General features: G+C 43.6%; 15 protein-coding genes. 7 read left to right on the top strand and 8 right to left on the bottom strand.

All coding sequences use genetic code 11. The features are described from left to right. Nucleotides 1-4: 4 nt before the first annotated feature. The 3 genes from rimP to LJ707_RS11985 all read right to left on the bottom strand — a co-directional run bounded on the left by rimP (nt 5) and on the right by LJ707_RS11985 (nt 2,807). Entirely contained in the window at nt 5-469 is a 465-nt protein-coding gene (rimP, locus tag LJ707_RS11975) for a ribosome assembly cofactor RimP (RefSeq protein WP_228951206.1), read from the bottom strand. 104 nt (nt 470-573) lie between these two features. Then, the gene (locus LJ707_RS11980; protein WP_228951207.1) at nt 574-987 is read right to left on the bottom strand and encodes a hypothetical protein; all 414 of its coding nucleotides are present in this window, start codon (nt 985-987) and stop codon (nt 574-576) included. A 5-nt stretch (nt 988-992) separates the two neighbouring features. After that, nucleotides 993-2,807 (bottom strand): FAD-dependent oxidoreductase, encoded by a 1,815-nt coding sequence (locus LJ707_RS11985; protein WP_228951208.1) that lies wholly within the window; start codon nt 2,805-2,807, stop codon nt 993-995. 84 nt (nt 2,808-2,891) lie between these two features. Here LJ707_RS11985 and LJ707_RS11990 point away from each other — a divergent pair, with 84 nt between their 5' ends. After that, the gene (locus LJ707_RS11990) at nt 2,892-3,425 is read left to right on the top strand and encodes a YfiT family bacillithiol transferase (RefSeq protein WP_228951209.1); all 534 of its coding nucleotides are present in this window, start codon (nt 2,892-2,894) and stop codon (nt 3,423-3,425) included. Nucleotides 3,426-3,487: 62 nt separating this feature from the next. On the opposite strand, the gene LJ707_RS11995 is transcribed toward LJ707_RS11990, so the two are convergent. From LJ707_RS11995 to LJ707_RS12015, 5 genes are all read right to left on the bottom strand, one after another. After that, nucleotides 3,488-4,258 carry a hypothetical protein gene (locus LJ707_RS11995; protein WP_228951210.1) on the bottom strand — a complete coding sequence of 257 codons (771 nt, stop codon included), beginning with the start codon at nt 4,256-4,258 and terminating at the stop codon, nt 3,488-3,490. Between the two features lie 572 nt (nt 4,259-4,830). Then, the gene (locus LJ707_RS12000) at nt 4,831-5,328 is read right to left on the bottom strand and encodes a heavy-metal-associated domain-containing protein (RefSeq protein WP_228951211.1); all 498 of its coding nucleotides are present in this window, start codon (nt 5,326-5,328) and stop codon (nt 4,831-4,833) included. An 84-nt stretch (nt 5,329-5,412) separates the two neighbouring features. Then, nucleotides 5,413-5,808, bottom strand: coding sequence for a hypothetical protein (locus LJ707_RS12005; RefSeq protein WP_228951214.1), 396 nt, complete (start codon nt 5,806-5,808; stop codon nt 5,413-5,415). Nucleotides 5,809-5,891: 83 nt separating this feature from the next. Beyond that, nucleotides 5,892-6,965 (bottom strand): peptide chain release factor 1, encoded by a 1,074-nt coding sequence (gene prfA, locus LJ707_RS12010; RefSeq protein ID WP_228951216.1) that lies wholly within the window; start codon nt 6,963-6,965, stop codon nt 5,892-5,894. A 95-nt stretch (nt 6,966-7,060) separates the two neighbouring features. Next, entirely contained in the window at nt 7,061-7,825 is a 765-nt protein-coding gene (locus LJ707_RS12015) for a UDP-2,3-diacylglucosamine diphosphatase (RefSeq protein WP_228951219.1), read from the bottom strand. Between the two features lie 162 nt (nt 7,826-7,987). Between LJ707_RS12015 and LJ707_RS12020 the strand changes: the two genes are divergently transcribed. The 6 genes from LJ707_RS12020 to LJ707_RS12045 all read left to right on the top strand — a co-directional run bounded on the left by LJ707_RS12020 (nt 7,988) and on the right by LJ707_RS12045 (nt 13,164). Further along, a complete protein-coding gene (locus LJ707_RS12020; RefSeq protein ID WP_228951221.1) occupies nt 7,988-8,866 on the top strand; it encodes an FAD:protein FMN transferase in 879 nt (292 codons plus the stop codon). Between the two features lie 139 nt (nt 8,867-9,005). Next, nucleotides 9,006-9,341, top strand: coding sequence for a hypothetical protein (locus LJ707_RS12025; protein ID WP_228951224.1), 336 nt, complete (start codon nt 9,006-9,008; stop codon nt 9,339-9,341). 16 nt (nt 9,342-9,357) lie between these two features. Continuing rightward, the gene (locus tag LJ707_RS12030; RefSeq protein ID WP_228951226.1) at nt 9,358-10,233 is read left to right on the top strand and encodes a hypothetical protein; all 876 of its coding nucleotides are present in this window, start codon (nt 9,358-9,360) and stop codon (nt 10,231-10,233) included. A 5-nt stretch (nt 10,234-10,238) separates the two neighbouring features. Then, nucleotides 10,239-10,922 (top strand): response regulator transcription factor, encoded by a 684-nt coding sequence (locus tag LJ707_RS12035; protein ID WP_228951235.1) that lies wholly within the window; start codon nt 10,239-10,241, stop codon nt 10,920-10,922. 11 nt (nt 10,923-10,933) lie between these two features. After that, a complete protein-coding gene (locus tag LJ707_RS12040) occupies nt 10,934-12,262 on the top strand; it encodes a HAMP domain-containing sensor histidine kinase (RefSeq protein ID WP_228951237.1) in 1,329 nt (442 codons plus the stop codon). A gap of 221 nt (nt 12,263-12,483) precedes the next feature. Beyond that, nucleotides 12,484-13,164 (top strand): OmpA family protein, encoded by a 681-nt coding sequence (locus LJ707_RS12045; protein ID WP_228951238.1) that lies wholly within the window; start codon nt 12,484-12,486, stop codon nt 13,162-13,164. The last annotated feature ends 465 nt before the right edge of the window (nt 13,165-13,629 follow it).

Consider the following 13,629-nt stretch of genomic DNA (forward strand, 5'->3'; position numbering starts at 1 on the left):
TTACTTATTTGAATGATATTAAAACCTTGGTTTCACTTATTTCATTTATCGGGATAACGCTTTCAACAAGTTCAGCCTTTTTCCCTTTTTCTTTTACTTTTTCTTCAATGGTCACTGTGTTCTCGTCAGCAGCCAGCAGTTTGCCTTCGCGTTTGGTACCCGCTGTTGTTTTAACCGATAATTCCCTGCCAATGTTTTTACTGTATTGCCTTGGCAAGGTAAGCGGCATATCAATACCCGGTGATGATACTTCAAGGTTGTAGGCGGTGTCTATCGTGTTTTCCTCTTCGAGGTGAAAGCCTACATGGCGGCTTATCTTCACGCAATCGTCAATACCTATACCATTATCACCATCAACCAGTATCATCAGTTTCCCGTTCGAGTGAAACTTAATGCTCACAATGAACAGGTCCGGCCGGTCGGCTAATTTTTCCTCAACCAGTTCGGTAACCCTTTGCTCAATATTCATGTATCCGTTTTCCGTTTGATTGGTAAAATAAAAGAGGGGGCTACCCAGCCCCCTCCGTATTTTATGCAAATATAAATATTTTTATTTGTTATTCAAGTACTTTGTTATAGTTTGAAGGGCAGATCCGTGTGTGGATGATCGCCGGGTTTATTCTTTTTACGGATGATATCCCACAGGCTGCCGCCCTCGGCATAGCGGTAATAACGCACAAAATATGACTGCCCTTTGGCAAAAGCCGTATCGGGTGTAAAGCATATGTTGTTATTAACTATTTTATACCTTCCCGGCTGCTCCGGCTGATAGTCTTTCAGCTCATCATCGGCAGGCAAACGGTATACCGGCAGCAGGCTTAACCATTTTGCATTCGATGTATCGTGGGCTAATTTGCTCAGCGCTTCGGCAGGCAGGCCATGTATCCTGATCTCATTTTTACCGCTTATCTTTACCGTGATCTCATCCTTATTCGCGGATGAACAGGCTGCGAATAATACCAACAGTATGCACCATGCTTTTTTCATGCCGATCAGTTAATTACGCGGCCGGTTAGGTCAACCCTGCGGGCAAACGGGTTAATGAATTTATTGGCCAGCGCGGCAAACTCATAACGGGTTACCGGGCGGTTCATATCAAACGTGGTTTTAAACTTATAGGTTGTTTGCCAGTTCTTCTGCATAATTTTTTTCAGCGTTTCAGGGTCGGTAAGGGTAACATCGCTGATGAACGACATGAGGTTGCCAACCGTAAATTTCTCTCCCGGTTTATTTTGGTTGAACCAGATAAACGCGCGGGTATAGTATTCATTTAATAAGGGCTTGATGTCGGCTGTATTAATGGTTGAATCAGGTTGAAATATCACGGCTACACGATCTCCTTCCGGCTTAAATTCGGCTTGCAGCAAACCCGTAGCGCAAATCTGCTGAACGGCGCGAAAGTACGGATCGCTGAAAGGAATATCGCTTATCGGGAATATGTACCCTCTATGATCCAGCACCTCGCCTTGTATAATGCGTACATGCAGGTTTTTAGTGGTGGTTTTGTAAAATGCGAGGAATGCCGCCGTAGCCCCGGCGCTTTGGCCCAGGGTTATTTGTACGGCCGGATCGGCTGTTGTTGCATTGGCGAGGTGGCTTACTGATAGGGCTTTTTCGGTAATCACCAGGTTCTCGGCATCACGCGCTACAAAAGCGGTAAGCGGAATGCCATATGCCGGGAAAGGTGGATATTTCACCTTGTTCTTATCATCGCTATAGGCCTGTACGGGTAAGGCATCGCCAACCGTTATGTAGGTACGATATAGCTTATTTGGCCGCGAATACGGTTGATAAATATCATCTACCGTAAATTTCAGGATGCCGTTTGCCCGCTGGTATTCACGTATCAAGGGGATGTACGGCAGTTTATCGGGTGTAGGGTATTCCTCTAAACTAAAGCTTTTGTAACCCAGCACCGTTTGCAGGTAATAGATCAGTCCGAGGGTATGCAATCTTGCCTTTTTAAATGTTTGGGCGCGGTTTTCGGGCGTTAGCTGCTCTACCGAAACGGTGTACTGGTTAGCGCACCAGTTGATGAGGTATTTATCATTAGGCAATTTGCTATCGGCTAATAGTTTTTTTACGTCGGCACCTTTCAGGCAACTATATGCTGCCGCGTTATAACCATCGGGTTTTTTGATGGTACGGTCAGCCGCCCGGCCGTTATCCTTTACAATGGCGGCAAAACTGATATCCTGAATTTCGGATGTGGCATTAGCAGGAGCCAGCGCCTCGCCGGTTTGCGCGCGGCTATCGGTACCGGCATCGAATTTAACGCCTACGGCAGTAGCGGCATCGGCCAGTTCGGTAGCATCTATCAATACACGGGCCTTAATGGTGATGGGTTCATTTTTCTCGGTAATGGTAACCTCCCAGCCGGTACCATCCTTTTTAAGGTTAGTATAAGGTGTGTTGAGTTTATAGGTAAGGTTTTTAACCGTATCTGCTATCTTTTTCAGTATGGCTGCGCCGGTGTAAGGTTCGTAACGCAGTATGGCGTTTAGCGTAGTATCATACCCCGGTGTTTTTTTGTAGAAGGTGGTGATATGCCTGCGAAACTCGGCCCATATACCCGACTGAAAGTTTCTGTTAGCCGGAAGCACGCAAATGCCACCCGCCGTCATGCTGCCGCCCAGCCAGGGGCCGGTTTCAATCAGCATGGTTTTTACGTTACTGCGCGCGCATTGTATGGCTGCCGCGGTACCACTGGCACTGCCACCTATAACAAGTACATCGGTTTTAATGGTTTCGGCAAAACAAACAGAACATTGAAGGATAATACAAAGCAGCAGTAACTTTTTTAACATCAGGCTTTAAATAACAAAATACAAAACGCTAATTTGGGCAAAACCTTGTTGAACTGAAAAATTAATACATAATATATTTAGCTTATGCTTACCGACGAACAAATGCGCTACCCGATAGGTAAATTTCAGCCCCCGGCCTCGTACACCGATGATGACCTTTACCGCTGGATGAACGATATACGCATGTTGCCCGGGCAATTGCGGCAAGCGGTTATTGGGTTAAATGATGATGACCTGAACACGCCATACCGCCAGGGGGGCTGGACGCTGCGGCAGGTGGTACACCACGTAGCCGATAGCCACATGAACTCCATTACCCGCATTAAGCTTGCCCTTACCGAGGATAACCCAACCATAAAACCCTACGAAGAGGCCTACTGGGCCCTGCAGGCCGATTACCACCTGCCTGTGGAACCATCATTAAAAATGCTGGAAGGTATCCATCAGCGCATGATCGCCCTGTTTGAAAGCTTTACCGAAAATGAGTGGGAACGTACCTTCATCCACCCGGAAACAGGTGCTACAAACTCGCTGAAAAAAACTTTGGCCACCTACTCATGGCACGGCCGTCATCACCTGGCACATATTACCGAAACAAGGAAGAAGTATGGGTTTTGATAATCAAGCCCTATTATACAGAGCCTGATTATTAACTCCCCCTTTAGGGGGCTGGGGGGCTTCTACAGCCCGAAAATATTATACTCAAACCTCAGCAAATACATATTTTTACTATTACGCACCATATCATTATATAAAGGTGTGCGGTAGCTCAGATCTAACCGGCAAACGCTGTTAAATATGAGTTGTACCGCAGGTGCCACATCCAGGTAGCTTTGCGCATGGCCGGGGTTGGTTTTGCCTAATAATTCAACATATAAGTTGAGGTTTACCTGGTCGTAATTCTCATATTTTTTAGGTAATAACAAGTAACCCGCCGATAGGGTATAACCGATGCTGTTTTGCGAGTAGCCATCAGCAAAGTTATATCCGCCGCGGTTATCAAAGCCGCGCAGGTAACTTGCCGAACCCGATAATGCCAGCTTATGCATTAACTGCGTAAATATCAATCCGCTTTGCAGGCCGGAGTTATCGCCCTCCAATGATATTTCCTGATTGACCAGCGGATTTTTAATGCTGGACGCTTTAACAAACATCGCTCCCCTGAAATGCCGCTGTACCGTATCAACAGATAAAAAGCGGTACTTGGCATATACGCTGCCACCCTCAAACCGTTGCCCCTCCCGGTAAAAGTTTGACATGTAGGCCGAGCCATGAAACATAAAGTATTTGCTTGCGCCGTACATCAGCTCAATGGTGCTGCGGTTTTTATATTCAGGCTTAAAAAAGCCCTGGTTTTCCACCCGTATGCCTAATGACCGCGCCGCCATGTTGCTGGCCGGTTCGGTATTAACGTATAGCTCCTGGGCGTAGGTTGTTATAGTGATTGCCATTAGTATGGCGATTAATAGTGTTTTTTTCATAAACCCCTCCTAAATCCTCCCGAGGGCAGGATTTGATTAAAATCACGTCATTGCGAGATACGAAGCAATCTCTTTAGGATGGATGCTTCGCGAACCCCTCCCTGCCCTCCCCGAGGAGGGAGTTATATATGAGATGATTAGTGCCTCGCAGTGACGTGTGGTGTTGAATATTTTGTCATTTCGACGAAGGACGAAGGAGAAATCTGTCGCATGATTATCAACGCAGACAGATCTCTCACTATCGTTCGAGATGACATTGGTTAAAAAATGGGAAAATATAAAAGCAAAAACCGATCATAACCAATCCTCCGGCTTCTTAATTTTCGGGTAGCAGGTTGAAGCACTACCGTAAATAGAAAATTAAACAGCCGGCAATTTTTGTTTCTTTTGAGCGCTCAAAAGAAATTTGGGACAGGTAATAAAGATGTTTTTAAAATCACGTCATTGCGAGGAACGAAGCAATCCCCGAGCGGTTTGTCTAAAAGAATATCCTAAAGAGATTGCTTCGTACCTCGCAATGACGCGCTTTACAGTAACCTTGCTTATATCGCTACACAATAAACCTTCCTACCATCAGGCGCGGCGGTTTTTTGCGGGGCGTACTTTTTGTTGGTGGCTACCGGGGCAAAGCCTTTGTCTAAAAAGGTAATGGTTACCGGGCCATTAAGGTCTTTGTCGCTGGCGTTTACCAGGTGAAAATGCTTGCCCGAGTACTCGAACATGTTGTTGCTGAGTTTGGTGCCGGCAAAGTTGTAGGTAGCTTTCAGGTTGTTTACCGAAAAGCCCGCGCTTTGCACCTTGCTGCTTAATTTATCAAAATCAACAGCCGCATCTTTTTTAAAGGTTACGATGAAGATGTTGCGGTTCAGATCGGGTTTTACATCGCCCACAAAGCTTAACGAGCGGAGTGATTTTTCGGTAGCTTTTGAGCACATGGAGCAGGTGAGGCCGCTTACCTGTACTTCGGCTTTGGTGAATTGAGCTTTGGCAATGCTTATAGAGATAGCCATTATGGCTATGAATATTTTTAAGGTTTTCATATCGTTATCAAAAAAATTAATGTAAAAAACTATATCACGAGCCGTTTAAACAGCATGTGCAATTGATTTAAACTAATTTTTTGATCAGATACGAATATTGCAGTTGATAAGAAAGATGGAGTTTTTGCCTTTAGGCGCATCAGGTGGTGGGCCACGGTCAAAAATCTTTTCAAACAAAGCCCTTTGTGCCGATAGGAAGAACTCCTCGAACGGCAACGCGGCAATATCAAATGAAAATACTTTGCTTAAAAGAGATTGTGGTTTTTCTGCCTGGTGGGCATCCTTTACCTTAACATCTACTTTTTTATCCTTACAGCATTTCATTTTTGAAGCCGCTGTTTCGGTATGGCATTTTTTGGCAGGCTGCTCAATTTTTACGGATGCTACCGTTTTGCCGCAGTAATGAAAGTTCAGGGCAAACCCCGATACCGTAGCAAAGTACAGCAGCAGTAAAGTTATAACGCCTGATCTTTTAAGCATAAAACAAATCTATGTGCTTTTGTAATGATATGCAAGTGTTTAACAATTTATAACACTTGCATACCGGGTATTGGTTGGTGCAATTAAGCTACCGTTCCTTCTTTTAGTTTTTCGGCGTTCTCGGCAAATTGCAGGGCTTCCATAATATCCTGTATGCCGCCGTTCATTACCTCGGGCAGGTTGTAAATGGTAAGGCCGATGCGGTGCTCGGTTAAACGACCCTGAGGGAAATTGTAGGTACGTACTTTAGCCGAACGATCGCCGGTGGCAACCATGGTTTTACGTTTTTTAGAGGTTTCTTCAAGATGCTTTTGCAGCTCCATTTCGTAAACACGTGAGCGCAGTACCTGTAAGGCCTTATCAAAGTTCTTTAACTGCGATTTTTGATCCTGACACTGGGCAACCAAACCGGTAGGTATGTGCGTTAACCTTACGGCAGAGTACGTGGTGTTAACTGATTGACCACCCGGGCCGGACGCGCAGAACAGATCCTTGCGGATATCGCTCATGTTAAGCTCAATATCAAACTCATCAACCTCGGGCAATACCACTACTGATGCTGCCGAGGTATGTACACGGCCCTGTGTTTCGGTATCGGGTACACGTTGCACGCGGTGTACGCCCGATTCAAATTTTAATGTACCGTAGGCATCTTCAGCCAGTACGTTAAATACAATCTCCTTATAACCGCCAGATGTACCCTCGGTATAATCAACCAGTTCGGTACGCCAGCCGCGTTTTTCGCAAAAGCGCATGTACATGCGGTAAAGGTCGCCTGCAAATAATGAGGCTTCATCACCGCCCGTGCCGCCGCGTATTTCAATAATGGCGTTCTTGGTATCTTCCGGATCTTTCGGGATCAGCATTAAACGTATCTGCTCCTCTTTTTCCTCTTGTTGAACCAATAATAAATCAAGCTCTTCCTTAGCCATATCACGAAACTCGGCATCCTTTTCAGTAGCCAGAATTTCCTTATTAGTATCAATATTACTCATGATGTTGCGGTAGATGAAATACTCGTCAACAATCTTGTTCAAATCCTTGTATTCTTTATTAAGCTGGGCAAAACGCTTCATGTCAGCCATGGCATCCGGGCTGCTCAGTTCACCTTCAACTGTTTTCCAGCGCTGGTGTATAGCTTCTAATTTATCTAACATAAAAGTATCAGTCAGTTAGCATGGCAAAGGGCTATGCTAAAAAGTGCACAAAAGTACAGTTTTTTTACGGGATTTTTTTCAGCGGAAGGTAAACGTTATGGGCGCACAGTTGTATTTTCAAAATACTTTAAGCTGAGGCTTTCACCATCAAAAACAGCGTATGAGTTATAGTTGAACCACTCGCCAAGGTTAATATAGCGGCTGCCCTTGTTTAGTTGTACATCCATAGGCAGGTGCCTGTGGCCGAAGATAAAATAATCGTAATATTTATTTTCAAGCACCTCGTTGCTAAAGGTTACCAGCCATTCATGCTCGCCGGGTTTAAGGTCAGGCTGTTTTAAGTTAGTATCGCGGCTGTGTTGCGACCACGAGCCCGCGATGCCTATACCCAGGTTAGGGTGCAGCCTGGCAAACAGCCATTGGCATAATTTACTGCGGAATACCTTTTTCAGTATTTTATAACTGCCATCACCGGGGCCAAGGCCATCACCGTGGTGAAGGAAGAATTTTTTGCCGCCGCGCTCAATCTCCAGTTCATTACTAATAATGGTAGCGTCAAGTTCCTCGGTAAAATAGCTGAACATCCACATATCATGGTTGCCTTTAAACAGGTATAGTTTTATACCGGCATCGGCCAATTCGGCCAGCTTACCCAAAAAACGGATATAGCCTTTGGGTACTACGGTTTTATACTCAAACCAAAACTCAAATACATCGCCCATTAAAAATACTTCGGCAGCATCATGCTTAATACTATCCAGCCAGCGAATGATGCGGGCCTCACGGTTGCGGCTCGGGCCGTAGCTGTCAGTACCCAAATGAAAATCAGATGCGAAGTATAATTTATTGCGTGTAGCCATGCCTGGCAAAAGTAAACTATTACAAGCATTTTTTTAGCGGCACATTGATAGGGCACTAACTGATTTTAATGGTGAAACTGACATTTCATTTTAATTTCATGTAGCGACTTTACTTTAGCTTTCGTATTGGCATAAAAAAGTTTCATTTAAAACAACAAAACTATGCTGGCTGTAAAGAATTTAGTAAGCAGATCAACCATATATAGGCATTCAACCATGTTGATGGGTACCCGTTTCGAGATCACCGTTGTTGGTGAAAACCCGGGCTGGGCTACTGAGCGCATTAACATTGCCATTGCCGAAATTAATCGTGTTGATAAGCTGTTAAGCACTTTTGGTGATGATAGCGCCATTAACCGGGTAAACGGCAACGCGGGCATAGCCCCGGTTAAGGTTAACAGCGAACTATTCAGGCTGGTAAACCGCTCATTGCAAATTGCCGAGCTTACTTACGGCACGTTTGATATTACTTACAGCACCGCGCCAAAAACGGTTGCCGGCATTAGTTATAAGGATGTTGTGCTTGATGAAAAAGCCCAAACTGTGTTTTTAACACAAAAGGGTATGCGCATCAGCTTTGCCGCCAACGGTAAAGGTTATGCTGCCGACAGGGCAAAATATATTTTGCAAATGAGTGGTGTAAGCAGCGGTGTTATTAACGCGGGTGGCGATATGGTAGCCTGGGGTACACAACCCGACAGCGAGCCATGGACAGTTGCCGCCGCCGACCCGGAACAAGCTGATAAGCCTTATGCGCAGCTAAACATCAGTAACCTGGCTTTGGCTACATCAGTAAATGTTGACGCGGTTAACGTTAAAAAGAATGTTACTGCCATCAGCAACAAAGGCTTTGAAGTTAGTACTATAAAAAGTGTTACCATTTTAAGTCCTACCGCCGAAATGGCCGATGCTATGGCCGCCCCGGTGATAAGTATTGGTATTAATGCCGGCTTGTACCTTATTAACAGGCTTAACCAGGTGGCTTGCGTTATTGTTGATGATCATGACAGGGTTTACCCATCAAAGGGCATCGCGCTTTAAAAAGTATTTTCAACCAAACAATTTATATACAATTAAATTAATTAACCGCTGTATTAATTATAGCGGTTTTATGTTTTTTATGCGATAGTATTATTGTTATTTGTGTGATATTGAGAATATTTTTACTTTCCTCCGTTAAATGATAAAGTGGTTTTACATAATACTGTTGCTTTTGGCAGTGCCGCTATTATCATCTGCTGCAAAAAAAAATAGCTATACTACATCTCATTCAGTTAGTTTTGCAGCTTATTCTTCCTCGTTTTACCAAACCCGAAAGGATACAATTATCAACAAGCAGTCAAAAAAACAACAAGACGAGGACGAAAAGAATAAAATAAAGGAAATTGCACGAGCAAAAAAACAATACAAGCCCGAAAAGGTAGGCGAGGAAGACGATCAAACCAAAAAGCGTAAACAACGCAGGCCGGAGGGTATGGAGCGTCCTCCCGAGATCATCAGGCGTAATGGCGGTTAATTTATTAAAGCGGTAAATGAAGTATTTAGGCTTATTTATTATTTCGTTTTTATATACTGTGGCTGATGCCGCCGCTATTGAGCCGCGCTATTTTTTAACCGCTGCCAAAACCGCCGTAGCCGATACTGACAGTGTACAACTGCGTAAACGCTCGGTATCTGTAGGTATAAATTATGGTAACGATGCCATATTTTTTGGCCGGGTTGGGCCGGTAAAGTATCCTTATGTAGCAACGGATGTGGTGTATAATGATAAGTCGGGCTTTTTTATATATGGCTCGGCGTTAAAGGTTTTAGGTTACGATCCGGTTTTTGACGAGGTTGACCTGGGTGCGGGATACTACTTCAAATCAAAAAATAAAAAGTACTCAAGCAACATCAGCTACACCCGTTTTATTTTTAATAATGATGCCCGTATCATCAAATCGGCATCATCAAATGATATCAACTTCAAGAACTCATACGACTGGAAGATACTTAAATCAAGCGTTACGGCCGATTTTCTGTTTGGCAAATCGAACGATTTTTTCCTGACCGTAAGCCAGTCCAAATACTTTGAACCCAACTGGAGCATTTTTACCGATAACGATTACCTGACCTTTAACCCATCAGTAAACGTTATACTGGGTACGCAAAATTTTGTTAACCGGTACTCTGAAGACCGGTTTTACCTGCATAACCGCGATAAGATATTCAGTTCGGCTATGCTAAGCCGTAATAACGGGCGCTTTACCGTATTAAATTATTACCTGAAAGTGCCGGTGGCTTACAACACGCCGCACTATACCCTTGAGGCGGCCTACCGTTACTCTATCCCTGTAAATGTTGAAAACGCGTTGCAAAACAGGCACGCATCTTTTTTCAATTTAACGTTTTATTACCTGTTTTATTAAAACTGATGAATGTACTCATTATAGAGGATGAACGCTCACTGGCCCGGGAAGTAGATATTTTTCTGACCAACAACAACTACGTTTGTGAGGTAGCCTACAACGGGCGCACGGCTTCCGAAAAAATATCGGTAAACCTGTACGATTTTATACTGATAGACCTGGGTTTGCCTGATTATGAGGGGCTTGATCTGCTTAAAGAAGCCAAGGCCAGTAACCCCGAAGCTGCCTGTATTATCCTTACCGCCCGTGCCGAGGTTAATGACCGTATAACAGGGCTTGATTTGGGTGCGGATGATTACGTACCCAAGCCCTTTTCGCTGCTTGAGCTGCAAAGCCGTATGCAGGCTATAACCCGCCGCAAATTTGGCCTCAAGCACAATACCGTTGCCCTTGGCGATTTCCAGATCAACCTTACCGAGCGTATTATCAGTTATGAAGGGAATGTGGTTACCACCATCACCAAAAAGGAGTTTGACCTGATAGCCTATATGCTGTTGCATAAAAACCGTACCCTTACCCGCACACAGTTAAGCGAACATATTTGGGGCAGCGTGGTTAATGATGATTACGACTCGAACTATATTGACGCGCATATTAAAAATATACGCAAAAAGCTGAACGCCTTTGCGCCCCCTAACTGGCTCGAAACCGTGCGCGGGCTTGGTTATAAAATTGTAGCAAACAATTAACAGGTAAATATTTGAAGCTCAATACTAAACTCACCCTGTTCAATACCATTTCAAAACTGGTAATTGTGGTGCTTTTTGTGTTGTTACTGCCCCTGCTTATCACCAAAATAAATTTAGGCTACACCGATAGCAAGCTGATAGAGCAAAAAGAAAAGGTACTGCAAATTGTGAAGACCCTCGGCATTGGCAACTACATTACCGATGGCGAAAGTTACGGCAGCTACACCTTGCTAAAGGAAGAATACATCAGTTTGGATGAAGTGGCAGCGGATGAGTACCTGGATACCATTTTAAATGAGCGCCGTATTGTAGAGGGTGATACCATTGAGTACCGCATATTGAGCCATACGTTCAAGGTAAATAAAAAGAATTACCTGTTAGAGGTTGGCAAAAGCGTATCAACCCTTGATGATACCAGCGGCCCGCTGCAAAACATAGCTTTCCAGGTACTGGTGAGCATGATATTGCTTACCATTTTGGCCGATCAGGTGTACTCTAATTACGTATTGCGCCCGCTGCGGCAAATTATCCGTACAAAGCTTAACAGCAGCCGTTTTCCGTATACGGATAGTTATCGTAAGGTGCGCACAAGTACTGCCGATTTTCAATATCTCGATATCAGTATCCATCGTATGATGGAAACCATAACCGATAAATTTCAAAAGGAACGCGAGTTTATATCCAATGCTTCGCACGAGTTGATGACCCCGATATCCATACTGCAAACAAAAATTGAGAATATGTTTGTAGAGGAGGACATTGCCGACGACCTGAAAGTTAGGCTGCTGGAAATGCAGCGCATCCTCAACCGGTTAAAAAGTATTACCAAAACGCTGCTGCTTATATCGCAAATTGAGAATGAGCAGTTTTTGAAAGAGGACGAAGTAAACCTGAACGAGATGCTGCACGATGTGCAGGACGAAATATCCATTCGCCTTGAACAAAAGGAGATCACCTGTAATATTAATGTACCTGCTGATGTAGCGCTGCAAAAGGTGAATAAGTTTTTGCTGTTTAATTTGCTGTTTAACCTGATCAACAATGCTATAAAATACAACCACGAGGGGGGCAGCATAAATATTACCGCGCAAAAAAATACTGCTAACCTGATATTAAATATTGCCGACACCGGTATAGGTATAGCCGCTGATGAATTGCCCTATATATTTAACAGGTTTAAAAAGCTCAAACGCTCGTTACAGCAGGATAGCTTTGGTTTGGGCTTGCCTATAGTAAAATCCATTGCTGATTTTCACCGGATACAGATCGAAGTATCGTCAGAAAAGGATAAGGGAAGTGTTTTCAGCCTGATTATCCCTGCGGCAATATTGAAGGGTTGATTCTGATTGTCAGGTTAAGCAATGCCAGGTTGTACTAAAAAGTGTGCATTGGTGTAATAATGGCATAATGCATAATTGCAATGATGATGTTTTGTTTTCCTAAATATTAAAAAATTATTGTTCAGGTATTCATTAAGGTGTAATAACTGCAATAAATATTATTAAACCTTTTTGGCACTGCCTTTGTCCTACAGGTATAATCAAGATCATATACACAAAAAATGGAAACGTTAAAATTAAGAATAGCTAAGTTGAGTATTGCTGTAGCTACTGTAGGCATCATAGCATCGGGTTGCGACTCGTTGACCAAAACACAAAAAGGTGCCGCTATAGGTGCCGGTGCCGGTGGTACTATAGGTGCATTTATAGGTAAAGCAGCCGGTAACACCGCTTTAGGCGCTGTAATTGGTGGTGCTGTTGGTGGTACCGCGGGTGCTTTCATCGGCCGTAAAATGGACCGTCAGGCAGCCGAAATTAAACAAACTGTACCTGGTGCAACCGTAACCCGCGAAGGTGAAGGTATCATTGTTAAGTTCGACTCGGGTATATTGTTCGATGTTGATAAAACCGACCTTAAATCAGCAGCCCGTACTAACCTTGAAAACTTAGCTACATCGCTAAAAAATAATCCGCAAACCAATATTTCTATTATTGGCCATACCGATAGCACCGGTACTGCAAGTTATAACCAAACACTATCTGAACGCCGTGCAGCATCAGTAAAAAGCTATTTGGTTGATAATGGCGTTACCGGTTCACGTTTAAGCACTACAGGTAAAGGTAAGAACGAACCGATTGCATCAAACGCAACTGCTGATGGCCGTGCGCAAAACCGCCGTGTAGAGATAGTAATTGTTGCTAATGATGCTATGAAACAAGAAGCTAAGCAAGCGAGCAACTAAGCCCGATACAATATAGTATTAATAGTGTACGCGCCCCTGGCCAAAAGGCAGGGGCGCGTTTTTTATTGTCACGTGTAACTTTTATTTCAATAAATATTAAATTAGTATAATAGCAATTACATAGCTTGCTGCTATAAAAAAGCCCCGGGATGGGGCTATAAACTTAAAGTTTTTCAATCACCGCTTTTATCAGGCGGGTCTGTTGATATATTATCAACAGAGCTAAAGTAATCACCAATATTTCCATGGCTTACAGTCTGATTTTTATGCGTCGTTCTTGAATTGTTGAAAAAATAAATTAAATTGTGTAATTTAATTATTCCTTTTGATCTACATTTGTTTTAAATATTTATAAAGCGTAGTTCAACAAATAACTCGCAGTAAGACCGATTGCTTCCAACAGTCGGTCTTACCTTTTATATCGCCTACCAGAATGATGTAAAGATACAAAGCGAAAGATTTCAG

Source organism: Mucilaginibacter sp. UR6-1 (genome assembly GCF_020880975.1).
In the GTDB taxonomy this organism is placed as follows: domain Bacteria; phylum Bacteroidota; class Bacteroidia; order Sphingobacteriales; family Sphingobacteriaceae; genus Mucilaginibacter.